The sequence below is a fragment of the Paenirhizobium selenitireducens ATCC BAA-1503 genome, from assembly GCF_900492185.1.
In the GTDB taxonomy this organism is placed as follows: Bacteria; Pseudomonadota; Alphaproteobacteria; order Rhizobiales; family Rhizobiaceae; genus Allorhizobium; species Allorhizobium selenitireducens_A.
In genome coordinates, this window is the sequence record NZ_UEYP01000002.1 from 225,145 (window position 1) to 250,095 (window position 24,951).

A 24,951-nucleotide genomic window follows, 5' to 3' on the forward strand; every position below is an offset into this window, starting at 1 on the left:
AACCAGTGTTTTCATTAAAGTCCGCTGATGTGCCGGTGCGCCGGACGTCGTGGATTCACGCAGAATTGAAACAGGCCGGCGCCGCGGGCGAAGCGGCGACAACTTTTCAATGATATGCCTATCGGCTAGTGAACCGCGCCATGAACGGCGGCAGCCTCCCGGTTGCCGCTTCGCGACGACAGAGCTGGAGCGAGTGCAGGAATGACCAATTACACCAAGATCGCGGCAACGACAGCGCTTGCCGCGATAACGGCCTTCTCGGCCTTGCCCCCGGCGGCCGAGGCGGCCACGCTTCTCGACCTCTTGCGCGGCGGGCCGGGCAGATCCAGCGAGAGACCCGGACTGCGCTCGATCATCGAGCCCCAGGCGCGGGGCGGGCTGGAGATGGGCGATCCCGAGCCGCTGCCGAAGGTTGCCGGTCCGCGCTATTACACCTACAAGCCCGAAGCGACGCGGGCGATCGCGATCAAGGCACCGGTCTTGCCGTCCGCAACCGCCGCACCCGCTGCCACGGGCCTTGATGCCGCGACCCCGTCCGTCGCCAGCGACCAGCCGCAGGTGCGCCGTTTCCTCGCCGACACCGGCGTGCGCGCCACAGACGAGGTGGCGAAAGCCGTCGAGGCCTATTATGCAGACAACAAGCCGCTGATCTGGGTCACCGAGGCCGGCCTGACCGAGCGCGCGCGCCAGTCGATTGCCGGTCTTGCCGCCGCCGATGCGGTCGGTCTTGCCCCTGAGGATTATGCCGTGCCGGTGCCGGTCGAGGCGGCCGACCCGGCCGACCCCGACAGGCTTGCCCGGGATCTCGCCCGGTTCGAGGTGACGCTTTCGGCAAAGCTGCTCTCCTATGCCGCCGACACGGAGCGGGGGCGGATCGATCCGAACAAGATTTCCGGCTATCACGACTTCAAGCGCAAGTCGGTCAACCTGAAGCCGGTGCTCAACATGCTGCGGCTGAGCCCGGACGTTGCCGCCTATCTACGCTCGCGCGATCCCGATAATGCGCAGTTCAAGGCCATGGCGGCGGAGCTCGCCCGCTTGCGGGCCGCCGACAGCCAGGCCGGGGCTCGGGTCGAGATTGCTCCAGGCACGTTGTTGAAGCCCGGCCAGAGCAATGCTGAACTCTCCAACATCCTCGCAGCAATTAAGGCCGAAGGGTCGGATGCGCTCAAGGCCGAGCATGCTGCAGCGCTTGCGGGCTATGCGGGCACGCCGGAATACACGCCCGACCTCGTCGCCGTCGTCGAAGCTTTCCAGGAGGAAAAGGGTTTGAAGCCCGATGGCGTCGTCGGGCGCGCGACCATCCGGGCGCTGACCGGCCACAGCAATGCCGAGAAGATCGACAAGCTGATCGTCGCCATGGAACAGATCCGCTGGCTGCCGGATGATCTGGGACAGCGCTATGTGTTCATCAATCAGCCGTCCTATACCGCCTATTTCGTCAACGAGGGCCGCGAGCAACTGGCGATGCGGGTGGTCGTCGGTTCCAAGTCGAACCAGACCTATTTCTTCCAGGACCAGATCGAGACGGTGGAGTTCAACCCCTACTGGGGCGTGCCGAAGTCGATCATCGTCAACGAGATGCTGCCGAAGCTGCGCCGCGATCCGTCCTACCTCGATCGCCTCGGCTATGAGGTGAGCTATGGCGGTCGCAAGGTTTCCTCGACGCAGGTCGACTGGAACACCACCCACAGTGTCGATGTGCGCCAGCCGCCCGGTGGTGACAATGCGCTGGGCGAGCTGAAGATCCTGTTTCCCAACAGCCATGCGATCTACATGCACGACACGCCGTCAAAGAGCTTCTTCCAGCGCGACATGAGGGCGCTCAGCCATGGTTGCGTACGTCTGGCCGAGCCGCGCGTGATGGCGGCGGCGGTGATGGGCACGACGACGGCCGAGATCGCCAAGCAGATCGCGTCCGGGCAGAACCGCGCGGTTCAGGTGCCGCAGAAGATCCCGGTCTATGTTTCCTATTTCACCGCCTGGCCGAACAAGGACGGCGAAATCGATTATTTCGAAGACGTGTATGACCGGGATGAGGCGACCCGCAAGGCCTTCAAGGCGACCAGCGACGCCCGCGCCCCGCGCGGCTAACGATGACGAAGGCGGGTGGATGACCCGCCTTTTTTCATTTCCGCAGCAATTGCGCGAGCAGGTCCGGCGTCAGTTCGTCGAAGTGATCGATCTGCCGGTCGGCTCCGAGCTCGGCGATGGGAACATCCGAATAGCCGAACGGCACGACGATGGAGGGGATGCCGGCATTGCGCGCGGCAAGAATGTCGTTGACGCTGTCACCGACCATGACGGCCAAGCGCGGATCGCCGCCGGCCCGCTGGATGGTCGCGGTTATGTGGCCCGGATCGGGCTTGCGCACGGTGAAGGTGTCGCCGCCGGCAATGGCCGAAAAATGGTGGGCCAGCCCCAGCTTCTCGATCAGCGGCAAGGCCAGCGATTCCATCTTGTTGGTGCAGACGGCGAGCCGGAAGCCGGCCTCCCTCAAACGTCCCAGGGCGTCGACGAGGCCCGGATAGGGCCGGCTGTCCCCAGGCATTCCCGCCATGTAATGGGCGATGAAGCGATCGAGCAGCGGCTGCAGGTCTTCATCCGCGAGCGGCGCACCGCGCAGCGCGAAGGCGCGGGCGATCATGGCGCGGGCACCCTGGCCAACCAGATGGGTGAGATCCTCGTAACCCACCGGCGGCAGATCGGCGACGGCGATTGTGTGGTTGAGGCTGGCGACCAGGTCGGGCGCCGTGTCGACGAGCGTGCCGTCGAGGTCGAAGACGATCGTGGGGGCTTTCAAGGGCATGCTCCGTCACTGCTCAGGGAATGCGGGATCGCACTAGCCGGGTAGGCGAAATGCGGGCAAAAGGCAACCGATACAGCGGTATCGGAAAGGGGCTTTCGTTTGCCCGGCGAGGCGTGTAAACAGCTGTCGACGAAACGGACAGGAGCTTTTGGCGCATGGACGCCCGCGAAATGAAGATAAAGGCTGCGGCAGCGGCTTTGGAGCATGTCGAGGACGGAATGCGTCTCGGCATCGGCACCGGTTCTACCGCGGAGGAGTTCGTCCGGCTTCTGGCGGAAAAGGTAGCAGGCGGCCTCAAGGTCGAAGGCGTGCCGACGTCGGAGCGCACGGCGCGCCTGTGCCTCGAACTCGGCGTGCCGCTGAAGTCGCTCGACGAACTGCCGCAACTCGATCTCACCATTGACGGGGCCGACGAAGTGGACGGCCGGCTGCGCCTGATCAAGGGCGGCGGCGGAGCACTTCTGCGGGAAAAGATCGTTGCGGCGGCTTCCGAAAAGATGATCGTGATTGCCGACGAAAGCAAGGTCGTCGAGACGCTCGGCCGCTTTCCGCTGCCGATCGAAATCAATCCCTTCGGCCAGGTTTCGACCTGTATCGCCGTGGAGAAGGCGGCCGAACGGCTGGGGCTGACCGGTGCCATGACCTTGCGCGCCTCCGGCGACGGTCTCTTCACCACTGACGGCGGACACCTCATTCTCGACGCATCTTTTGGCCGTATTCCTGATGCAGAGGCCTTGGCTATCGCGCTCAATACCATTCCGGGTGTGGTCGAGCACGGGCTATTCATCAATCTGGCCACGCTTGCCATTATCGCCGGTCCGGCCGGCGCGCGGGTCATCGACGCAAAGAACTAGACAGGAGCTGTGGATTTCATGGTCAATTTTTCGAGCTTGGGACGTTTCGCGTCTGTCACCGTCATTGCCGGTAGCCTGTTCATGGGGCCGGTCGCCCAGGCCCAGGACGTCGCGCCGGAACACGTGCAGGCGGCCCGCGCGGCTATTACCGCGCTTGGCGTGACCGACCGTTTCGACACCATCCTGCCGGCGGTGTCGGATCAGCTGAAGACGCAGCTCATCCAGGCCTATCCTGATCTGGAGAGCAAGATCTCCGAGACGGTCGATGCCGAGGCCATCAAGCTTGCCCCGCGCCGCGGTGATCTGGAGCGGGAGGCCGCGCTGGTCTATGCCAAGGCCTTCTCCGCCGAGGAGCTCAAAGTGATCACCACCTTTTACACCAGCGAGGCCGGCAAGAAGTTGCTCAAGGACGGGCCGATCGCCATGCGCGAACTGATGAAGGCCGCGGACATCTGGACGGCCGGGATCTCTCGCGATCTCGAAAAGCAGGCCAATGAAGCCATGCTGAAGGAGGTCGGCGCAACCGCACCGGCTGCGCCGGCCGCCAAGCCCTGATCGCGGGCTAGCCGCCTGAACACAGAGCCCGGACGCGTTCCGGGCTTTTCTTTTGGGGGAGGGCGATCCTATATCTGGGCCGCTGTCCCCATCGATGACCTGCCCAATGATCTGCAAGGAGAAACGCCATGTCCGGTTTTGACTATGATCTGTTCGTGATCGGTGGCGGCTCCGGTGGGGTGCGCAGCGCCCGTGTTGCCGCTTCGCTCGGCAAGAAGGTCGCGATCGCCGAGGAATACCGCTTCGGCGGGACCTGCGTCATCCGTGGCTGCGTGCCGAAGAAGCTGTTCGTCTATGCCTCGCAGTTCCACGAGCATTTCGAGGATGCGGCGGGCTACGGCTGGACCGTCGGCGAGAGCCGTTTCGACTGGCCGACGCTGGTTGCGGCGAAGGACCGCGAAATCGCCCGGCTCGAGGGGCTTTACCGAAAGGGGCTGGACAATGCCGGCGCCGAGATTCTCGAAACGCGGGCCGAGCTGGCCGGGCCGAACAGCGTGCGCCTGCTGAAGTCCGGCAAGATCGTGACCGCCGAAAAGATCGTCATCGCCGTCGGCGGCGCTCCCAATCCGCATGCGGCGCTGCCCGGTCATGAACTGTGCATCTCGTCCAACGAAGCCTTCGACCTGAAGGAACTGCCGCGGGCGATCGTGATCGCCGGCGGCGGCTATATCGCGGTCGAGTTCGCCAACATCTTCCACGGCCTCGGCGTCGAGACGACGCTGATCTATCGCGGCGCGGAGATCCTCAGCCGCTTCGACCACGACATGCGGCACGGCCTGCACGAGGCCATGGAGGCCAAGGGCATTCGCATCCTGTGCCATGACATCATCGAACAGGTGAGCAAGGGCGCCGACGGCCGGCTGTTGGCCGAAACCAAGAACGGCGGGGAACTGGTGGCCGACCAGATCATGCTGGCGCTGGGCCGCGACCCCTATACCGAAGGTCTCGGCCTGGAGACGGCCGGGGTGGAGACGAACGAGCGCGGGGCCATCATTGTCGATGCCTATTCGCGGACCAATGTGCCGAGCATTTTCGCGCTCGGCGACGTCACCGACAGGGTGCAGTTGACGCCGGTGGCGATCCACGAGGCGATGTGCTTCATCGAGACCGAATACAAGAACAATCCGACCTCGCCGGATCACGACATGATTGCGACCGCGGTGTTCTCGCAGCCGGAGATCGGGACCGTCGGCCTTTCGGAAGAGGAGGCGGCCAAGCGGTTCGCCGATCTCGAAGTCTACCGCGCCCAGTTCCGGCCGATGAAGGCGACGCTTTCGGGTCGCGCCGAGAAGACGATCATGAAGCTCATCGTCAATGCCGCCGACCGCAAGGTCGTGGGCGCCCATATCCTCGGGCACGATGCCGGCGAGATGGCGCAGATCCTCGGGATCACGCTCAAGGCCGGCTGCACCAAGGACGATTTCGATCGCACCATGGCGGTCCATCCGACGGCGGCCGAAGAACTGGTGACGATGTACAATCCCAGCTATCGGGTGAAAAACGGTGAGCGGGTCTGAAACCGCAACCGCCGCCTTCCGGGCCGAAGTCGTTTCGAACGAAAAATGCCCCGTCGACGGGACGGGGCAATTGATGCGGAAGGAACCTCGGACAGGCGCCAAAGCGCCTATCCGACCAAGCTCAAACGCCGGAACGTCATGACGGTTCCGTTGCGAGCGAAAAATCTCTTCAGGTGAAGGCCAGAACCGGCGCCGCGAGCGCCATCAGTCCGAGACAGGAAGCGACTACAAATTTCAGCCGCCGGATACGCCTGGTACGAACACCACTCCAATCATACGCCATAGCACAGATCCTCATGATCGTTACAAACACATGGGCACAATGGCCGCACCTGCTTCCCGTAGCCGTCGAGGCTGGCGCGAAGCTGACTGCACGCAATCCGGATGCGACCTCTCCCGTCGCCTCCGAAAATTAGAGTATGACAATTTTTCGATGGACGCCAGCCTCCATCGCTTCCGGACGAAACGACTGGGGGTGGCTGATATTCCAGTTACAGTTCAATAGTTTATCGTATCTGGCTGAGCTTTGGCGCGACTGAGGGGCGGTTGTCTGCCAGCCAGTCGATCGCCGGCCGCCAGAGGGTTTCGCGGAAAGCCGGGCGGAAAAAGCCGAGATGACCGATCGGCTGACCGGCTGCCGCCGGTGATACGCGCATGCGCTCGACGGGGGCATTGGCATAGGCCTTGAGAATGGCCTCCTGTGCCTTGGGCGTGCCCCACACGTCGTCTTCGACGCCGATCGACAGAATGGGGGTGCGGACTTCGGCAAAGCGACGGGCGGCATCCATCTTGGCGTCGGCGAAGAAATAGTCGGGGGAGCGGCCCCAGCGGGCCCATTGGCGAAACACCGTGCCTGGCAGCGTCTGCCCCAGCCCGATCCAGCCCGGGACGCGGCCGGTCAGCATGGCGAGGGGGACGCCGACGAGGTTCATCGAGGCGAAGACCTTGTACGGCTCGGCGGTATAGGCCCAGTGACCCGACATGACCGCGACCATCAGATAGCGGTCGAAGCGATTGGCACGGCCGCAGAGACCGAGGCCCTGGCCGCCGAAGGACTGGCCGACGCCGACCATAGAATGGCCGGGGGCCACGCTTTCCAGACGGTCGACCGCCGCCGCCATGTCCTTTTCCGCCCAGTCGGCCATGCTCGGCCGGGCCTTCCATCCGCGGGGAATGCGGGAGCCGGCGACGCCGCGATAGTCATAGGTCAGCGCGGCGCGAAAACCGCGTTCGGCCACCAGGTGTTCGGCGAAGCGGGCATAGATGCCGCGCGGGACGGCGGCGGCGGACGAAATAAGGGCGAGGGGACCGTCGCCATCTCCGCGAAACAGGGTGCCGGCGAGGGGAAAGCTGTCCCCAGCGGCAAATGTAATCTCATCGCGCGCGAAGCCTATCCGGTCCTGCATGGCTGATCTCCTCCATCTCCCACGCCCAACGACGAAAATACTTACGTTTACGTCCATGTAAATGCAAGTCCGAGCAGTTTGCCAGCAGGGGGGCTGATCCAGTCCGAGGGCAGAGGCCGTGGTGTCTTTTTCGCCGCCCCGACAGAATCGTTGCCGGTGGCCCTTCAAGTTCGGCTTTGCAAGGCAAATATTAGGGTCTATAAGCCCCCGATCCAAAGCGGCCGGGAGGAGGCCGTCCTATTTCGAACAGCAGGTGACGATCATGGCACAGAATTGGACCCCGAGCAGCTGGCGCAGCAAGCCGATCAAGCAGGTTCCGGCTTATCCGGACTTGGGCGCCCTTGCCGATGCCGAAGCCCGTCTCGCCAAGTTTCCGCCGCTGGTCTTTGCCGGTGAAGCCCGTCGCTTGACCAAGGCGCTCGGCAACGTCGCCGAAGGCAATGGTTTCCTGCTGCAGGGCGGCGACTGCGCCGAAAGCTTCGCCGAGCATGGCGCGGACACGATCCGCGACTTCTTCCGCGCCTTCCTGCAGATGGCCGTCGTGCTGACCTTCGGCGCCCAGCTGCCGGTGGTCAAGGTCGGCCGTATCGCCGGCCAGTTCGCCAAGCCGCGCTCGTCCGACTTCGAGAAGCAGGGTGACGTCGAGCTGCCGAGCTATCGCGGCGACATCATCAACGGCATCGAATTCACGCCGGAATCGCGCATTCCCAATCCGGATCGGCAGATCATGGCGTACCGCCAGTCGGCGGCGACGCTCAACCTTTTGCGCGCCTTCGCCATGGGTGGCTATGCCAATCTCGACAACGTGCACCAGTGGATGCTCGGCTTCGTCAAGGATAGCCCCCAGGCCGAGCGCTACCGCAAGCTCGCTGACCGGATTTCCGAGACCATGGATTTCATGAAGGCGATCGGCATCAGCTCGGAGACCAATCCGAGCCTGCGCGAGACCGATTTCTTCACCAGCCACGAGGCGCTGCTTCTCGGCTATGAAGAAGCGCTGACGCGCGTCGATTCCACCTCCGGCGACTGGTATGCCACGTCCGGCCACATGATCTGGATCGGCGACCGTACCCGCCAGGCGGATCACGCGCATCTGGAATACTGCCGCGGCATCAAGAACCCGCTCGGCCTGAAATGCGGTCCGTCGCTGCAGGCCGACGATCTGTTGAACCTGATCGACATCCTCAACCCGAACAACGAGGCCGGTCGTCTGACGTTGATCTGCCGTTTCGGCCACGACAAGGTCCCCGATCACCTGCCGCGCCTCATCCGCGCGGTCGAGCGCGAGGGCCGCAAGGTCGTCTGGTCCTGCGATCCGATGCACGGCAACACGATCACGCTCAACAACTACAAGACCCGTCCGTTCGAGCGCGTCCTGTCGGAAGTCGAGAGCTTCTTCCAGATCCATCGTGCGGAAGGAACGCATCCGGGCGGCATCCACATCGAGATGACCGGCAATGACGTGACGGAATGCACCGGCGGTGCGCGTGCGGTGACGGCGGAAGCCCTGCAGGATCGCTACCACACCCATTGCGACCCGCGTCTCAATGCCGACCAGGCGCTCGAACTGGCCTTCCTGCTCGCCGAGCGGATGAAGGGCGGACGCGACGAAAAGCGAATGATGGTGGCGAACGGCTGAAGCTTAGCTTCAGATAAGCGCATTTGACCAACCGGGCCGGCTTCCCCAAGCTGGCCCGGTTTCTTTTTGTCAGATCGGGGTATCGAATGGACGAGCAGAGAACCGGGGCCTGCCTGTGCGGCGCAGTTCGCTTCCGGACGAGCGGTCCTCTGTGCGAGGTCGTCTTCTGTCATTGTTCGCAATGCCGGCGCCAGACGGGTCTATACTACGCGGCGACCGACGTTGCACACGACCGTATCACGGTCACAGGCTCAGATATGGTGGGCTGGTATCGATCGAGCGAGGAGGCGCAGAGGGGCTTCTGCACGCGGTGCGGTTCGGCCCTGTTCTGGCAGCGCGACGGCAGCGATCATGTCTCGGTCATGGCCGGCGCTTTCGACGAGCCGGGCGGGCTGGTCGCGGGCTATCATATCTTCTGTGCCGACAAGGGCGAATTCTACGCGGTCGACGACGGCCTGCCGTCCTTTCAGGCCGGCAGACCCGCCTCCGCCAGCAGCGGCTGAGAAGCCGTCGTGTTCGTGGCTATGCCGAGTTCGGCGAGGGCGTGGTGGAAGGCCTCTTCCAGGGCCGCGAATTTTGCCGACTGCCACTGGAAATAGTCGTCGACGAAGCGACGCGACAGCCACAGCGATCCGCGCCGGCGCGGCAGATCCCAGCCAAGCAGGCCCTCGGTCTCGGCCTTCGTGAACATGCGCTTCAGGTTCGTCGCCGAGATCATGTAGACCTCGCTGAGTTCGGGCAGCGACAGGCGGCCGACATCGATGCGCTCCGCCGGGTTCGGCGTGCCGGGAATCCGGGCGATGAGGTCATGCAGCACCATGCCGCCGAGATCCGACCAGAGGAAATGACCGATGCTGTCGGGAGGATCGCGCCAGATGGGGTCTTCGACCAGATGGGCGGCCGCCATGGGCTGGGCGATCCGGAAGATGCGCGGATCGGCCAGGGCAAGCGCTTCTCTCTGGCCGCCGTCCAGCCGGTCGAGGCAGGCCATGTGGCCCATGAACCAGGCCTTCATCGCATCATAGGCGGTTTCGGTCGTTTCCAGCACGCGGACACGGCGGTCAGGCACGTCGGGGACGTCGCGCAGGAATTTGTAGGCCACCAGTTCGGCGAGGAAGGCGGTGGCCGTATTGCGGCTGGCCGCGCCCAGCTTCATGACGATCTCGACGAAGCGGGTCGCGGTCAGACCCGACAGGGGGTCATCGTCCCTCCGCTGCAGGGACAGGGCAAAGAGCGAATGGGTCATCAGCCATTTGCGATGCGACGCCTTGAGCCGCGACAGGCGGGGCGTGCGAAGGTGTATGGCGATCAGGTGTTCGGCGATCTGTTTTTCGATCGTCGGGAACAAGGGGTGGACGGCGATCTCGGTGCGGGTCAATGGCCGCATGGCTTGGCTACGCTTTGCTGAAAAACTTGAACATTATCGGGTCGGCCCAACCTCTGGCCGGCATCGTGGCAAACGGGATGACGGTGCAGCATGGAAGCCTCAGTGCTGGCTAGACAATTTCCATATCCGTTTTGTGTCAATGGCCGGTTTACGTCGACGATGCAAGGCGAGGTCGGCGATCCGAGGGGGCAAGGGGCGGCGGCCCCGTTGCCCCGTCCCTCGCTCAGCTTGCAGGGGCCTCGAGCCGCTCGACCTGTTCGGGGAAGAAGCGCTCGGTGCCGAAGCCTTCTCCGAACATCTGGTCGTGCTGCAGATGGCGGTAGTCGCGGATCAACGGATCGACCGGTTCCCCGGAGGTCGCCCAGTCCGGGTGAGCCTGCGCGTTTCGTTCGATCAGTTGGTGACGGTCCACGACGGCATAGCGTTCGCTCAGTCGACCCAGCACGCCGGTATAGAAGCCGTGCCGGTAACCGGCGAGGCGCACCACGTAGTGAGGCAGTTGCGAGGGGCTGACCGAGCCGAGGTCCTTCTGCACGCCACGCTTCGACGACCAGACGACCAACGGCGTTTCGTGTTCGCGCTTCATCACGCTGACGGATGCCTTGCGGGTGGCCACCACGTCCGGCATGTAGCCGGTCTCGGTATAGACATTGCCAAGCGGCGGCAGGTGATCGCCGAACAGGACGATAATGGTTTCGCGCCGGCGCGTTTTTGCCCAGTCCATCAAGGCCTTCAGGCTGCTGTCGGCCTCGCGCACGCCCTGGGCATAGGTGGCGAGGCTGTCGCGGCTTTCCGGCGAGAGCGATGCAGACTGCACGTCGATGGTGTTCTTCGCATAGCGGTTCTTCTCGTAGGGGCCATGGCCCTGGAGGGTGACGGCGAAGAAGAAGAAGGGCTTCCTGGTCTGGTCGGCGGTGCGGATGATCTCCTTGGTCAGCGCCTCGTCCGAGGTGAACAGACCACGCTTGTCCATGATCGGCATGTTCTCTTCCGACATGAAGGACTGGAAGCCGAGCGACTGGTAGACATTGGCACGGTTCCAGAACCAGCTCTGGAACGGATGGAAGGCCCGCGTGGTATAGCCCTTCGAAGCGAAGAAGGTGGCAAGCGAAGGCAGGGGCCGGCGCACATACTGCTGATAGGGAATGCTGCCATAGGGCAGGAAGGCGTTGGAGAAGCCGGTCAGCGCCTCGAACTCGACATTGGCCGTCATGCCGCCGAATTCCGGCGAGAACAGGTTGCCCGAGGAATTGGCGCGGATCGTCGGCATCGGGTCCGGCGAAAGTTTTGCGTTCCACAGGCGCGTCGGGTCCCACAGCGATTCGCTCATGACCATGATGACGTCGGCATTGCGCCCCCCGAAGAAGGTGGCCGGCAGCCGCTCCGGCGCAATATCGGCGATCGCCTCAGGACCATAGCCGCCAGGTGCCTGGACATTGGCCATGGGCACGTTGAAGGCGAAGGCGAGCAGGAAGCCGTTGTGACGATAGTTCTCCTGCTGATCCCACATCATCGGAACGATGTTCAGCCGGTCGCGAATGTAGGAGAAGGAATTCGGATCCATCAGCGAGAGGAAGCCGCCGATCAACGGCAGGGCGACCAGCAGCCGAAACAGTTTGGACACTGCCGAAAGCGGTGGGAAATTGCGCCGGCCGAGGACCAGCAGGTAACCGAGCAGGGCGAGCATAGCCATGACGCCGAGCGCGAGGCCGATGGCGGCCAAGGGCCGGGCGGCAAACATGACGGGGACCAGTTCGCCGATCTGGCGACCGAACAGCATGTCGCTCGGATAGAGCGGGTCGGATAGGTATTGCTGCTTCTGCATCGACAGGAAGGCCGGCAGTATGGCCAGCGGAACCAGGATCAACGCCGATTGATAGGCCCGGCCGAACAGTGCGTCGGCGGCAATGAACACCAGGAACAGCACCAGCACGGCGACCATGCCCGGACGGCTGGCGGAGAAGAGATAATCCGAGACGCCGGAAAGCGTTTCCCGCGCCAGCCATTCGGTGACGATGATTGTCAGGAGGGCGAGGACAAACGAATTGACGGGCGTGACGACGGCGCGCAAGGCCGTGCTACGCAGGGGACGTGGCGCTGCCTTGACCTTGTGGCCTAAGGCTTTGACGGGCATTCCCGGCTCGGAGATCATCTCGGCCAACGCGCTCTCCCGCGATCAAGAACAGACTTAACAAAACTTTCGCATAGCTGTCACATAAGCGTCATGAACGCTAGATGAACCGGGGCGCCGTCGGTTTGTTCCCGCGATTTTTCCCGTCTTATGTTGCAGTGCGGCACTCAGCCTTGGTTCGCCGACATTGCGGAGCCGGGCGCCACGCGCTAAACGATATTCATGAGCGATAATCAGACCCGACCCGATACCCTTCGCATTGCCATCGCGCAGCTCGATCCGACTGTCGGCGACGTCGCCGGCAATCTCGCCAAGGCCCGCGAAGCGCGGGCGGAAGCAGCATCCCAGGGGGCCGATCTTCTGCTCCTGACCGAGCTTTTCATCTCCGGCTATCCGCCGGAGGATCTGGTACTGAAGTCGGCCTTCCTCAAGGCGTGCCGTGTGGCGGTGGAGCAGCTTGCCGCCGAGACGGCAGATGGCGGGCCGGGCGTCGTGATCGGTTTTCCGCGCGAGGACGAGAAGGGCCGCTACAATTCCGTCGCCGTGCTGGACGGCGGCAAGGTCACGGCGACCCGCGACAAGATCGACCTGCCGAATTACGGCGAGTTCGACGAGAAACGCGTTTTCATCGCCGGCGAGATGCCGGGCCCGGTCAACTTCCGCGGTGTCCGCATCGGCATTCCGATCTGCGAGGATATCTGGGGGGATCTCGGCGTGTGCGAGACGCTCGCCGAATCCGGTGCCGAGATCCTGCTGGTGCCGAATGGATCGCCTTATTTCCGGGAAAAGGTCGATATTCGCCATCAGGTGGCATTGAAGCAGGTGATCGAGAGCGGTCTGCCGCTGATCTACGCCAACCAGCTGGGTGGCCAGGACGAACTCGTGTTCGACGGGGCGAGCTTCGGCTTCAATGCCGACAAGACGCTGGCCTACCAGATGAGCCAGTTCGAATCGACCCTGTCGGTGACCACCTGGAAGCGCGCTGCCGACGGTTGGCGCTGCGGCGAGGGGCCGATGTCGCGTATTCCGGAAAAAGAAGAGGCCGATTATCGCGCCTGCGTGCTGGGCTTCCGCGACTATGTCAACAAGAACGGTTTCAAGAGCGTCGTGCTCGGCCTGTCGGGCGGGATCGATTCGGCCATCTGCGCGGCGATCGCCGTCGATGCTTTAGGCGAGGAGCGGGTGCGCGCCATCATGCTGCCCTATCGCTATACCTCGAAGGAATCGCTGGCCGACGCCGCCGCCTGCGCCAAGGCGCTCGGTTGCCATTATGACACGGTGCCGATCGGCGAACCGGTCGACGGCTTCCTCTCCGCGCTCTCCGACATGTTCGAGGGCACCGAGAGCGGCATCACCGAGGAAAACCTGCAGAGCCGCGCGCGGGGCACGATCCTGATGGCGATCTCCAACAAGTTCGGCTCGATGGTGGTGACGACCGGCAACAAGTCGGAAATGTCGGTCGGCTATGCGACGCTTTACGGCGACATGAATGGTGGCTTCAATCCGATCAAGGACCTTTACAAGATGCAGGTCTACGCGCTGGCCGCGTGGCGCAACGCCCATGTCCCGCCGGGCGCGCTCGGCCCCTCGGGCGAAGTGATTCCGGCCAATATCCTCTCCAAGGCACCGTCGGCCGAGCTTCGGCCCAACCAGACGGACCAGGATTCCCTGCCGCCCTATCCGGTGCTCGACGATATCCTCGAATGCCTGGTCGAGAAGGAAATGTCGGTCGACGAGATCGTCGCGCGCGGTCACGAGATCGCCACCGTGCACCGGGTCGAGCACCTGCTCTATCTCGCCGAATACAAGCGCCGCCAGTCGGCGCCGGGAGTGAAGATCACCCGCAAGAATTTCGGCCGGGACCGTCGCTACCCGATCACCAATCGTTTCCGCGACCGCTGACGGAGACGGTCGCCGGGACTTTTGGGGGAGGGAGCGATGCGGAGTTCGGTCGAGATCTTCAATATCCGCAGCCGCTCCCGGCGGGTCGTGTGGCGGACGGACCGGCTGGTCGAGGCACCCAACTGGAGCCCGGACGGCGCATCGCTCGTCATCAACGGTGACGGATTGCTCTACCGCCTGCCGGTGGACGGCGGTGGCGATCCGGTGCGGATCGATACCGGCTTCGCCACGCGTTGCAACAATGATCATGGCATTTCGCCCGACGGCCGATGGCTCGTGGTGTCGGACAAGGTCGAGCACGGCAAGTCCTGCATCTACATCTTGCCGGCCGAGGGCGGCACCCCACGCCAGGTGACGCAAACGCTGCCGTCCTATTGGCACGGCTGGTCGCCGGACGGTGGGAGGCTGGCCTATTGCGGCATCCGCGACGACGTTTTCGACATCTATACGATTTCGGTCGACGGCGGCGAGGAGACCCGGCTGACCTTCGGCGAGGGGCGCAATGACGGGCCGGACTATTCGGCCGACGGCAAATGGATCTATTTCAATTCCAGCCGCTCGGGACGGATGCAGATCTGGCGTGTCCCCGCCCAGGCCGGCCCCGTGGAGCGGATCACCGACAGTGCGTTCGGTGACTGGTTCCCGCATCCGTCGCCGAAGGGCGACAAGGTCCTGCTCTTGTCCTACGACCCTGACGTCTTCGACCATCCGCGCGATCTCGCCGTGCGGCTGCGGCTGATCGATCCGGACGGGGGCAATCCGGAGACCTTGTTCGAACTGTTCGGCGGGCAGGGCACGATCAACGTTCCGTGCTGGTCGCCGCAGGGCGATGCGTTTGCCTATGTCCGGTATTTTCCGGTGGCCGGCTGATCGCAGGCTGAACAGGCCGTCTTGCCTTCGGGCCTTGTTCCTGTAGACATTCTTCCGTCAGGTGTCCGCCTCGTTCGGGCGGGAGAATCGGGAAGCCGGTGGGATCCCGGCGCGTGCCCAACGCTGTGACGGGGACGGCGGCCTCCGCGAAGGATCTGGAATCCTTTCCGTATTTTGCCACTGGTTGTTCAACCGGGAAGGCAGGGGCGGTCGGGCGATCCGGAGTCAGAAGACCGGCCTGACATGATAGGCTTTGCCCGCGCGGACGGCGGGCGGTCGGAGGCATTGTTGGGGATATGACGATGCACGATGAACCGAACGACCACCTCGTCCGGGCCGGCGCCTTTTCCGTGGAAGAGCGCGAGGCCGTCTACCGGGCGATCCGCACCCGTCGCGACGTACGCGACCAGTTCCTGCCCGATCCTTTGCCGGAAGAACTGATTACGCGGCTGCTAAAGGCCGCCCACAGCGCACCCTCGGTCGGTTTCATGCAGCCATGGAATTTTCTCGTGGTGCGTGACGTGGCCCGCCGCGAGGCGGTGTGGCGGGCCTTCGCCAAGGCGAACGAGGAAGCCGCCGGAATGTTTGCCGGCGAGCAGCGCGACAGCTATCTGCGGCTCAAGCTGGAGGGTATCCGCAAGGCGCCGCTCGGAATCTGTGTCACCTGCGATCCGACTCGCGGCGGACCCGTTGTGCTGGGACGCACCCACAATCCGCGGATGGACAGCTACTCGACCGTCTGTGCCGTGCAGAACCTCTGGCTGGCGGCGCGCGCCGAGGGTGTCGGGGTCGGTTGGGTCAGCATCTTTCACCAGGCCGATCTTCGGGCCGTGCTTGGCATTCCCGGCCATGTCGAAGTGATCGGCTGGTTCTGCCTCGGCTATGTCGACCGGCTTTACGACCAGCCGGAACTGGCGCTGAAAGGCTGGCGCCAGCGGTTGCCGGTCGAGGAACTGGTGTTCGACGAGGTCTGGGGAAATCCAAGGCCAACGGAAGCGAGGTAAGCTTCTTTTTCTGGATGGAAACAGTATTGCGGTCGACCGCAATATATGACTTACATTAGACAAAGGACCCGTGCCGCCTGATCGCGGTCAGACCGACGGACATTACCAGAACGCGGCCGGGCTCTTGTCCGGCCGTTTGCGTTCCGCAAGAGGGCAAGCGTGAGATTGGCGTTCAGCCCAAGGTGAGGCTATTGCTGGAGCGGCTGGGGGCCCGGAAGCGCCGGGTTGCGCAGATCGATGCTGCCGGCGGTGGTCGGCAGGAAGGTCGGGCCGACCTTGCGCACGGCAGCCGATTTCGGGTCATAGGGCCGGTCCTGCGGCATGGCCGTGGACGCTTGCGCCGCAGGCCCATCCGCTGCCGCGCGGGCCGATGCCGATTTGCCGATTTCGACGACCGCCTTGTCGCTGCCGGGGGATTTGTTCTGCGCCCCTTGCGTCTGCATCTTGCGGTAATAGCCCGGCAGGTCGCAGCCGCAGGAGGGCTTTTCGCCGGTCGGCCGGTTCAGGTAGGAGAAAGCGGTCGGCAACATCCTGTAGGGCTGGCCGGTCTCGGCGGAGACCATGTCGGCGCTCTCCGCTGTGCGCATCGAGTGGTAATAGAGTTCGGTCTCGGTGTCGGGGCACATCTGCTGGCAGATTTCTGCGTCGCGGCGGAAATTGAGCGGTGACGTGTTGGACGAGATCGGGAAAAAGGCGCCGTCGCAGGTTCGGACACACAAGGTGCGCAAGCTGCCGTGACCGGCAAATGTCCGGAACCGGCCGGCTCCCTCGGTCTGCCCGGTCGCCTGCGTTGGGTCGGCGGGTCGGCTGATCGTTCCGGGTGGCAATGCCGGTGCTTGGGCCGCGTCCGGCTGGACGGCATTGCAGCCATTGGCCTCGAGCGCGGCGAGAAGGCGCGCGCGCGCCGGGTTGTTTCCCGCCCCGTCGAAACGCAAGGCATCACGCTTGACGGCGAGCGCCCGCTTGTTGGCTTCCATCCGCGTCAGCGCAGCGGACAGCTCGCCGCATTGGCTGGTGCCGTCCGATCGGTATTCGACGATCGCGCCCTCGCAGCGCAGACGCCGCATGTCGTAGCGGACCTTGCGGATCTCCAGGTTCTGGCGAACGATGGCGCTCGAATAGCGACGCATCTCACGCGTGTCGGCGACCACTTCCGGCTGGGACGCAAGGCGCACACGCAAGCTCTCACAGACGACCGATGCCTGCGCCGAAAGCGGCTGGCAGGTCAGGAAAACCCCAAGCGTCAAGATCAATCGATTTCTGCGATGGTGCAAGTCGCGTCCCCGGTGGGCATCATCGTGGTATTGAACAGGGCCAGCCTATAGGCATTTTCACGATAGTTTGCGAGCGCCATTGCGCCAAGTGGGAACACAAATCTGTGTTAACGCGGAAGCGCCGCGACGGGCGCGGCGCTCCTCTTCGTCAAAGGGTTTTTTCAGGCCGCGCGGGCCCGCTCGATCGCCAGCGGTTCGGCGAGTACCGGGCCTTCGATCTCGGCGACGGCCTTCATCCGTGCCAGCAGGTCGGGGGTCACCGCCCATGCGACCGCGACGGCATGGACCGAGCCGATCTTGTGGGGCTCGGCGATACGTTCGCCCGGGCAACCCATGCGACGGAACATGCGCTCGAGAAAGACGTCGGTTACTGTGACGATATCGCTCAAGCCCAGGGCCAGGCCGAGTTCACCGACGCCGCACATCAGTTCGGCCGCCGCGATCGTCACCTGGTTCGAGGCGCGGTCCTGCGAGATTTCAGGCTCGATGCAGAAGCGGCTCGATTCCCAGATCGCCGCGCTGCGGATCTCGGGGCGGCCGCCGAGCAGGATCGGGAAGGTGTCGTCGAGCATGTTGGGGCCGAGCGTCGGCAAAAGCCGGAGCGAACCGCGCAACAGGCCTTCCGGCGAATAGGACAGGATGTAGACGGGATTGGCATCGTCGTAGTGGTCGATCTCCCGGTCGCCCTCGACGATCACGTCCCACTTGAGGAGGTCGTGGAAGACGCGTTTGCGCAGTCGGTGCATGGCGGCGATCTCCTGCGGAAAGTCGTTGCGATTGGCACCATTGATGATCCGGATCATTCCAGTCTCCCTTGTTTTTCGAGGTGACTGGAAGATGGCGAAATGCGCTAAAAATGAAACTGTCGGTAGCGACAGGTCGCGTAGTTGCAATTGTGGATTATGCTCATGCGCCGCTCGAGGAGGCGGAGGTCAGTGCAGGTCGGGGCCGGGCAGCAGGCCGCGCCAAGCCGCCTCGGCCACCGCCTGAGTGTTGGAAACGACGTTCAGCTTGCGGCGCGCGTTTGCCATGAAATAGCGGACGGTGCGTTCGGTGATGCCGAGGATCACGGCGATCTCCCAGTAGCTCTTTCCGGCCGCCGCCCAGTAGAGGGCCTCGCGTTCGCGTCGCGTCAGGCGGGGTGTGGCCTGCTCGTCGCCGACGGGCCGGTTGCCCTGCAGCAGCGAGGCATGGAATTCGACGGCGAGCGCGTGCAGGTCGCGGTCGTGGAGCCGGCGGAACCTGTGCCATTCGCCGGTTTCGGCAGCGACATGAACGGCGAGCATGGCCTGACGCCCCTCGCGCGAGATCAGTGGATAGGCGACGCCGCAGGGCGTGATGCCGAGACGTTCGGCGACTTGTTCAAGTCCGTCTCGCGCCGGCGTGCCCGGTGCAAGCGCACTCCAGTCGAGGGGCCGGATGGATGCCAATGCCTGTCGCAGCGGTGGCTCGAAGATGCCGGGACCGAGCGCCTTGACCGCATGCGCAGCCGCAGTGCCAAAGGTGTGGCACAGGCGGTGCGGTTTCACGCCCGCAGGCGTGCAAGCGGCGTCGATGTAAAAAATGTGGGTGATGCCGAACACGGCCTGCATCTGTCGGAAGAACGGCAGCGGACGCACGACCTTCTGGTCTTGCAGCCAGTCCAGCAGATCGAAGTAGCCGCCCTGGTTCGTCATTCCTGAAACCCTACAAAAATATGGGTCAAGAGTGTTCGCCGGACGCCGCGATGTCCAGACCGTATTTTGGAGGTATGGCGTGCCGCACTTGACGCCCCGTCATGGTCGATGACGGGGCTGATCGGGCTTCAACGGCCATGGGTGCGGATCGACGCCTCAGTCCGGCTGCGCCGCTTCGACCACGGCAAGCGCCGCCATGTTGACCACGCCGCGCGATGTGACCGAGGTCGACAGGACGTGGGCGGGCAGGGCTGCGCCGAGCAGGATCGGTCCGACATGCAGGGCATCCATCATGGTGCGGACGATGCCGAGCGAGATATTGGCGGCGTCGAGATTGGGGAAGACCAGGAGATTGGCTTCGCCGGTCAGCGTGCTGTCGGGCATGGCCCGCTTGCGCAAGGCCTCGGAAAGCGCCGAGCCACCCTGCATTTCGCCATCGACCTCCAGCTCCGGCGCCTGGGCGCGGATCAGTTGCAGCGCCTCGCGCATCTTGCGGGCGCTGTCGGAATCGCGCGACCCGAAATTGGAGTGCGAGACGAGGGCCGCCCGCGGGGTGATGCCGAACCGGCGGATTTCCTGGGCGGCGAGGATCGTCATTTCGGCGATCTCGGCGGCCGAAGGGTTATAGGTCACGAAGGTATCGGTGAAGAAGATCGCGCCGCGCTGGGAAATCAGCAGGCTGAGACCGGAAAAGGCCCGCACGCCCGGCTTCTTTCCAATGATCTGGCCGACATCGCGCAGGTGTCGGTCGAAACGCCCCTCCACGCCGCAGATCAGTGCATCGGCATCGCCGCGCCGAACGGCGAGCGCTCCGATGACCGTATTGTTGGTGCGCACGATGGTGCGGGCGGCTTCCGGGTTGATGCCGACGCGGCCGACCAGGGCGAAATAGTCCTCGACATAGTCGCGGTAGCGGGGATCGTCCTCGGGGTTGACCAGTTCGAAATCGACGCCCGGACGGATGCGAAGGCCGAAGCGCTGCAGGCGGCTCTCGATGATGTGCGGACGACCGATCAGAATGGGCTTGCCGCTGCCTTCCTCGAGCAGGACCTGGGCGGCGCGCAGGACGCGCTCGTCCTCGCCTTCGGCAAAGATCACGCGCTTGTCGGAGGCCTTCTTCGCCGCGGCGAAGATCGGCTTCATGACGAAGCCGGAACGGAAGACGAAGCGGTTCAACTGGTCGAGATAGGTATCGTAGTCGGCGATCGGCCGGCGTGCCACGCCGCTCTCTTCCGCTGCCTTGGCGACGGCGGGGGCGATGCGCAGGATGAGGCGCGGATCGAAGGGCGAAGGGATGAGATAGTTCGGTCCGAAGGTCGGCGATTCGCCGGAATAGGCGCGGGCGGCGACTTCGGACACTTCCTCGCGGGCAAGGGCTGCGATGGCGCGCACCGCGGCCATCTTCATTTCCTCGTTGATCGTCGTTGCGCCGCAGTCGAGCGCGCCGCGGAAGATGTAGGGGAAACACAGGACGTTGTTGACCTGGTTGGGAAAGTCGGAGCGCCCGGTGCAGATCATCGCATCGGGGCGGGCCGCACGCGCCAGTTCCGGCATGATTTCCGGCGTCGGATTGGCGAGCGCCATGATCAGCGGCTTTTCCGCCATCTGCACGAGAAGCTCGGGCTTCAGCACGCCAGCCGCCGACAGTCCGAGGAAGACGTCGGCGCCCTCGATCGATTCGGCGAGCGTGCGCTTGTCGCTGACCTGGGCATAGACCGACTTCCATTGGTCCATCAGCATCTCGCGGCCGACATAGACCAGACCCTCGATGTCGTGCACCCAGATGTTCTCGCGCCGGGCACCAAGGATCACCAGGAGGTTGAGGCAGGCAAGCGCCGCCGCACCGGCGCCCGAGGCGACGATCTTGACGTCCTCGATCTTCTTGCCGGCGAGTTCCAGGCCGTTGAGGATGGCGGCGGCGACAATGATCGCCGTGCCGTGCTGGTCGTCGTGGAAGACCGGAATGTTCATCTTGGCGCGCAACTGCTGCTCGACCTCGAAGCATTCCGGCGCCTTGATGTCCTCGAGATTGATGCCGCCGAAGGTCGGCTCGAGCGCCGAGACGGTCGAGACCATCGAATCGACGGTCATGGCGTCGATTTCAATGTCGAAGACGTCGATGCCGGCGAACTTCTTGAACAGGACGGCCTTGCCTTCCATCACCGGCTTGGAGGCGAGCGGACCGATATTGCCGAGCCCGAGCACGGCTGTCCCGTTGGATATCACGGCGACAAGATTGCCGCGTGCCGTGTAGTCGGCGGCGGTCTCAGGTTCGTCGCGGATGGCCAGACAAGGGGCGGCAACGCCGGGGGAATAGGCAAGTGCCAAGTCGCGCTGGTTGCCGAGCGGCTTGGTCGCCTGGATCTCCAGCTTTCCCGGTCGCGGATAGCGATGGTAGAAAAGTGCCTGTTCGTCGAGGTCCGCCGTGGGGGCTGCCGGCTTGTTCTTGTCGGTGGTATCCATGCTTTTCCGTGTCCGGTTCATTCACTGGTATGCGTTCCTGCATACACCAAATGAACCGGACTGGGAGTACCCCGCCGCTCTCCCCACCGATTTTGTCAGGGCCGGGGACTGCGGGCTGCCGTCCTCGATGGCGAGGCGGCACGGGTATGGGGGGAAGCAAGCCGGCCGTGCCGGGGAGATGCGGATCAGGTCGAGGGCGAGATGACCGGCGGCAGAGAGGTCGCGCGCAGGCCGTATTTCGACTGGGTGCACTGTTCGTCGGAGAGGCCAGCCTTGGCGCAGGCAACTGCCTTTTCGTCGGTGGTCCTGATGGTCTGAGAGCAGCCTGCAAGCGCGGTAAGCATGAATGTAGCGAGAAGTAGTTTCTTCACGATGGGTCTCCTGAACTTGGCCTGTGTTTCGACGGGTGAACTAATTCGACCTATATTGAACACAAGTGTTCAAATGTCAACATTGATGTTTTTGGCGGCAGATGCTATGGCAACGGTCCCGCCCTTGGCTTGACAGCAGGCCTCAGTTGCCAAGGATGGTGATGCAAGAACCGGGAGGGTCCGCGTGAAATCTGTCGTTCAGTGCCGTATTCACGAGGCGGCAATGCGTCTCTTTGCCCGGGTCGGCGCCTGTCGGGTGAATGTCAGCGATCTCGCCGAGGAGGCTGGGGTCGCCCGCGGGACGATCTACAATGCCGTGCCCAATCCGGACAGCCTGTTCGAGGATGTCGCCGGTGACCTCGCCGGCGAAATGCAGGAACGCGTGCGCACCAGCATAGACGGGCTCGAGGATCCGGCGGCAAGGCTCGCCTGCGGCATACGGCTCTTTATTCGCCGGGCGCACGAGGAGCCGCAATGGGGCCGCTTCATCGTGCATTTCGGTTTCAGCAACAAGTCGCTGCGCGGCTTGCTGACCGCTTCGCTCACCGATGAGATGGGCGAGGCGATCACGCACGGACGTTATCGCATCGCCCCGGACCAGGTGACGTCGATGGTGGCGGTCATCGGCGGCGCGACGCTGTCCGGCATGATGCTCGTGCAGGAGGGCTACAAGAGCTGGCGCGACGCCGGCAGCGAGGTGGCGGAGTTCATTCTGATCGCCATGGGCATCGAGCGCGCCGAGGCGGCGCAAATCGCGCGATGCGATCTGCCGCCATTGAAGGGCAACTGAGGGCTGCTTGAGGCACCGGTGCATGGCGGTGTCATGTTCCTGAAACAAGAGTCTGATTTGGAAAAAGGGCAAAGGCTCGTCAAGCGAGAGGCCCATGACCGTGAATACAGATCCGGAAATCCGTCACTTCAGAACCCTGTTCATTTCCGACGTGCATCTCGGCTCGAAGGCGGCCAAGGCGGACTTCCTGCTGGATTTCCTGAGGACCCATGAGGCCGAGACGATCTTCCTGGTCGGCGACATCGTCGACGGTTGGCGGCTGAAGCGCAGCTGGTACTGGCCGCAGGACTGCAACGACGTGGTGCAGAAGCTGCTGCGCAAGGCGCGCAAGGGAACCCGCATCGTCTACATTCCGGGCAATCACGACGAATTCCTGCGCGGCTTCCCCGGCACGCATTTCGGCGGCATCGAGGTTGCCGAGCGGATGATTCACGAGACGGCCGACGGGAAGAAATACCTGGTGCTGCACGGCGACGAGTTCGACGTCGTGGTGCGCAATGCCCGCCTCGTTGCCTATCTCGGTGACTGGGCCTACGACATGGCGATCAACATCAACATCCTTTTGGCTGCGATCCGCCGCCGCCTTGGCATGCCCTACTGGTCGTTCTCCGCCTGGGCGAAGCTTCAGGTCAAGCAGGCGGTCAACTTCATCGGCGAATTCCAGAAGGTCGTGGCCGAGGAAGCCCGGCGCAACGATGTCGACGGCGTTATCTGTGGTCACATCCACCATGCGGTGATGGAAGACATCGACGGCATCCACTACGTCAATACCGGCGACTGGGTGGAGAGCTGCACGGCGATCGTCGAACACCATGACGGTCGCTTCGAGTTGATCTCCTGGGGACACCGGATCGGCGCTGCTTCGAAAAAGGTGGCGACGCTCGCCCTGCCGCGGCCTTTCCCAGCCGCTGTCGAACCGGCCGAAGCCCAGGATATTCAGGCCGCTTGACCGGGCAGCCCGCCCAGACCCGCCCAGACCCGCCCCGGGGCGGCGGTTCTTGTGGCTTGAAGGTGACGCAGGCCGATAAACGCTTTCTCAAGGATTTCATTGTCCGCCGGTCTGGATATACTGCGCGACAGAATGATTTGCGCCGCCAAACCGATTTGGCCAAGCCTGCGTGACGCAATGCGTGGAAGTTGTCAGAGCCTTGAAGTCCGTACATCCAGAGAGCGCCGCGATCGGTGTTGATGAACTGCCGGGCGAGGGGCATCGCATCCGGCTGTCCGGCGCCTGGCGCAACAACAGCCTTGGGCCTCTCCTGCAGAACGATGGCCGGTTGGTGTCGACCAATGGCGGAAAGTCGGTCGAAGTTGACTTGAATGCCGTTTCCGAAATGGACATGGCCGGCGCCTGGCTCATCCGCCGCTTCATCGCGGTGCGCCAGAAGGAGGGCGCCGAGGTCAAGCTGACGGGGGGCACGTCGGCGATGCGGGAACTGCTGCGGGTCCTGCCGGAAGACGTCAAGCATCCGCCGCCACCACCGGTAAAGGGCCCGCTGTTCCAGCGGCTGTTCGCGCCTGTGGGCAAGGTGATGGTCGATCTCTGGTCGGACGTCGTGGCGATGATGTTCGTTCTCGGTTCCGCCGTGCACGGTGCTCAGACCAAGCTTGGGCGCGGCAGCGGCATTTCGCCGGCCTCGGTGGTCACACAGATGGACCATATGGGTGTGCGGGCCGTGCCGATCGTCGCGCTCATGTCCTTCCTGATCGGCGCGATCATCGCCCAGCAGGGAGCCTTCCAGCTGCGCTATTTCGGCGCGGAGATTTTTGTCGTCGACCTGGTCGGCATCCTGCAATTGCGCGAGATCGGCGTGCTGCTGACGGCGATCATGGTTGCGGGTCGGTCTGGCAGCGCGATCACCGCCGAGATCGGCTCGATGAAGATGCGCGAGGAGATCGACGCGCTCAAGGTCATCGGGCTCAATCCGATCGGCGTGCTCGTCTTTCCGCGGCTTGTGGCCCTGACGATCGTCCTGCCTTTGCTCACCATCCTGGCGAATTTTTCCGCCCTTTACGGTGCGGCCCTGGTGGCGTGGAGCTATTCGGGCATCACCTTCGACGTCTTCACCACCCGCCTGCATTCCGCAGTCGACTATTCGACCGTCGCATCGGGCATGATAAAGGCCCCGTTCATGGCGCTGATCGTCGGCATCGTCTCGGCGGTGGAGGGCATGAAGGTCGGGGGCAGCGCGGAATCGCTCGGGCGGCATGTGACGGCTGCGGTGGTGAAATCGATCTTTGTGGTCATCCTCGTCGATGCCCTGTTCGCCATGTTCTATTCGGCGATCGACTTTTGAGGGGCG

At 63.7% G+C, this 24,951-nt stretch carries 21 protein-coding genes and 1 riboswitch; of the genes, 12 read left to right on the top strand and 9 right to left on the bottom strand.

Annotation, left to right across the window (positions count from 1 at the left end; all coding sequences use genetic code 11):
- Window positions 1-201: 201 nt before the first annotated feature.
- A complete protein-coding gene (locus RHIZ70P_RS04875) occupies window positions 202-2,094 on the top strand; it encodes a L,D-transpeptidase family protein (protein WP_115669264.1) in 1,893 nt (630 codons plus the stop codon).
- Window positions 2,095-2,128: 34 nt separating this feature from the next.
- Here RHIZ70P_RS04875 and gph read toward each other — a convergent pair whose 3' ends face one another.
- Window positions 2,129-2,809 (bottom strand): phosphoglycolate phosphatase, encoded by a 681-nt coding sequence (gph, locus tag RHIZ70P_RS04880; protein WP_115669265.1) that lies wholly within the window; start codon window positions 2,807-2,809, stop codon window positions 2,129-2,131.
- Window positions 2,810-2,964: 155 nt separating this feature from the next.
- Here gph and rpiA point away from each other — a divergent pair, with 155 nt between their 5' ends.
- From rpiA to gor, 3 genes are all read left to right on the top strand, one after another.
- Window positions 2,965-3,663, top strand: coding sequence for a ribose-5-phosphate isomerase RpiA (rpiA, locus tag RHIZ70P_RS04885; protein WP_115669266.1), 699 nt, complete (start codon window positions 2,965-2,967; stop codon window positions 3,661-3,663).
- An 18-nt stretch (window positions 3,664-3,681) separates the two neighbouring features.
- Complete coding sequence (locus tag RHIZ70P_RS04890; protein ID WP_115669267.1) at window positions 3,682-4,218, top strand: DUF2059 domain-containing protein; 537 nt, start codon at window positions 3,682-3,684, stop codon at window positions 4,216-4,218.
- Window positions 4,219-4,346: 128 nt separating this feature from the next.
- On the top strand, window positions 4,347-5,735 hold the full coding sequence (gene gor / locus RHIZ70P_RS04895) for a glutathione-disulfide reductase (RefSeq protein ID WP_115669268.1): 1,389 nt from the start codon (window positions 4,347-4,349) through the stop codon (window positions 5,733-5,735).
- Window positions 5,736-6,241: 506 nt separating this feature from the next.
- Here the strand turns inward: gor and RHIZ70P_RS04900 are convergent.
- Entirely contained in the window at window positions 6,242-7,141 is a 900-nt protein-coding gene (locus tag RHIZ70P_RS04900; RefSeq protein ID WP_115669269.1) for a hypothetical protein, read from the bottom strand.
- A gap of 262 nt (window positions 7,142-7,403) precedes the next feature.
- On the opposite strand from RHIZ70P_RS04900, the gene RHIZ70P_RS04905 reads away from it, so the two are divergent.
- Window positions 7,404-8,780: a class II 3-deoxy-7-phosphoheptulonate synthase gene (locus RHIZ70P_RS04905; RefSeq protein ID WP_115669270.1), complete on the top strand. Its 1,377-nt coding sequence runs from the start codon at window positions 7,404-7,406 to the stop codon at window positions 8,778-8,780.
- A gap of 86 nt (window positions 8,781-8,866) precedes the next feature.
- Window positions 8,867-9,283 carry a GFA family protein gene (locus tag RHIZ70P_RS04910; protein WP_115669271.1) on the top strand — a complete coding sequence of 139 codons (417 nt, stop codon included), beginning with the start codon at window positions 8,867-8,869 and terminating at the stop codon, window positions 9,281-9,283.
- Here the strand turns inward: RHIZ70P_RS04910 and RHIZ70P_RS04915 are convergent.
- Window positions 9,247-10,167, bottom strand: coding sequence for a hypothetical protein (locus tag RHIZ70P_RS04915; protein WP_115669272.1), 921 nt, complete (start codon window positions 10,165-10,167; stop codon window positions 9,247-9,249). The genes RHIZ70P_RS04910 and RHIZ70P_RS04915 overlap by 37 nt on opposite strands.
- Before the next feature lie 223 nt (window positions 10,168-10,390).
- Window positions 10,391-12,319 carry an LTA synthase family protein gene (locus RHIZ70P_RS04920; protein ID WP_115669514.1) on the bottom strand — a complete coding sequence of 643 codons (1,929 nt, stop codon included), beginning with the start codon at window positions 12,317-12,319 and terminating at the stop codon, window positions 10,391-10,393.
- Window positions 12,320-12,520: 201 nt separating this feature from the next.
- Between RHIZ70P_RS04920 and RHIZ70P_RS04925 the strand changes: the two genes are divergently transcribed.
- From RHIZ70P_RS04925 to bluB, 3 genes are all read left to right on the top strand, one after another.
- Window positions 12,521-14,200, top strand: coding sequence for an NAD+ synthase (locus RHIZ70P_RS04925; RefSeq protein ID WP_115669273.1), 1,680 nt, complete (start codon window positions 12,521-12,523; stop codon window positions 14,198-14,200).
- A gap of 36 nt (window positions 14,201-14,236) precedes the next feature.
- Window positions 14,237-15,070: a TolB family protein gene (locus tag RHIZ70P_RS04930; RefSeq protein WP_115669274.1), complete on the top strand. Its 834-nt coding sequence runs from the start codon at window positions 14,237-14,239 to the stop codon at window positions 15,068-15,070.
- A 42-nt stretch (window positions 15,071-15,112) separates the two neighbouring features.
- Window positions 15,113-15,327: riboswitch (cobalamin riboswitch) on the top strand.
- Between the two features lie 45 nt (window positions 15,328-15,372).
- A complete protein-coding gene (bluB, locus tag RHIZ70P_RS04935; protein WP_115669515.1) occupies window positions 15,373-16,074 on the top strand; it encodes a 5,6-dimethylbenzimidazole synthase in 702 nt (233 codons plus the stop codon).
- A 188-nt stretch (window positions 16,075-16,262) separates the two neighbouring features.
- Here the strand turns inward: bluB and RHIZ70P_RS04940 are convergent, their stop codons facing one another.
- From RHIZ70P_RS04940 to RHIZ70P_RS22740, 5 genes are all read right to left on the bottom strand, one after another.
- Window positions 16,263-17,321 carry a DUF2865 domain-containing protein gene (locus RHIZ70P_RS04940; RefSeq protein ID WP_147293965.1) on the bottom strand — a complete coding sequence of 353 codons (1,059 nt, stop codon included), beginning with the start codon at window positions 17,319-17,321 and terminating at the stop codon, window positions 16,263-16,265.
- A gap of 188 nt (window positions 17,322-17,509) precedes the next feature.
- Entirely contained in the window at window positions 17,510-18,151 is a 642-nt protein-coding gene (locus RHIZ70P_RS04945) for an acyl-homoserine-lactone synthase (protein ID WP_115669276.1), read from the bottom strand.
- A 129-nt stretch (window positions 18,152-18,280) separates the two neighbouring features.
- Window positions 18,281-19,024, bottom strand: coding sequence for a helix-turn-helix transcriptional regulator (locus tag RHIZ70P_RS04950; RefSeq protein ID WP_115669277.1), 744 nt, complete (start codon window positions 19,022-19,024; stop codon window positions 18,281-18,283).
- 156 nt (window positions 19,025-19,180) lie between these two features.
- The gene (locus RHIZ70P_RS04955; RefSeq protein WP_115669278.1) at window positions 19,181-21,487 is read right to left on the bottom strand and encodes an NADP-dependent malic enzyme; all 2,307 of its coding nucleotides are present in this window, start codon (window positions 21,485-21,487) and stop codon (window positions 19,181-19,183) included.
- Window positions 21,488-21,672: 185 nt separating this feature from the next.
- Window positions 21,673-21,858 carry a lipoprotein gene (locus RHIZ70P_RS22740; RefSeq protein WP_147293966.1) on the bottom strand — a complete coding sequence of 62 codons (186 nt, stop codon included), beginning with the start codon at window positions 21,856-21,858 and terminating at the stop codon, window positions 21,673-21,675.
- A gap of 184 nt (window positions 21,859-22,042) precedes the next feature.
- On the opposite strand from RHIZ70P_RS22740, the gene RHIZ70P_RS04960 reads away from it, so the two are divergent.
- The 3 genes from RHIZ70P_RS04960 (at window position 22,043) to RHIZ70P_RS04970 (ending at window position 24,945) form a co-directional block, all read left to right on the top strand.
- Window positions 22,043-22,648: a TetR/AcrR family transcriptional regulator gene (locus RHIZ70P_RS04960; RefSeq protein ID WP_210209730.1), complete on the top strand. Its 606-nt coding sequence runs from the start codon at window positions 22,043-22,045 to the stop codon at window positions 22,646-22,648.
- 94 nt (window positions 22,649-22,742) lie between these two features.
- Window positions 22,743-23,597: a UDP-2,3-diacylglucosamine diphosphatase gene (locus RHIZ70P_RS04965; RefSeq protein ID WP_115669280.1), complete on the top strand. Its 855-nt coding sequence runs from the start codon at window positions 22,743-22,745 to the stop codon at window positions 23,595-23,597.
- A gap of 199 nt (window positions 23,598-23,796) precedes the next feature.
- Window positions 23,797-24,945: an ABC transporter permease gene (locus RHIZ70P_RS04970; RefSeq protein ID WP_115669281.1), complete on the top strand. Its 1,149-nt coding sequence runs from the start codon at window positions 23,797-23,799 to the stop codon at window positions 24,943-24,945.
- The last annotated feature ends 6 nt before the right edge of the window (window positions 24,946-24,951 follow it).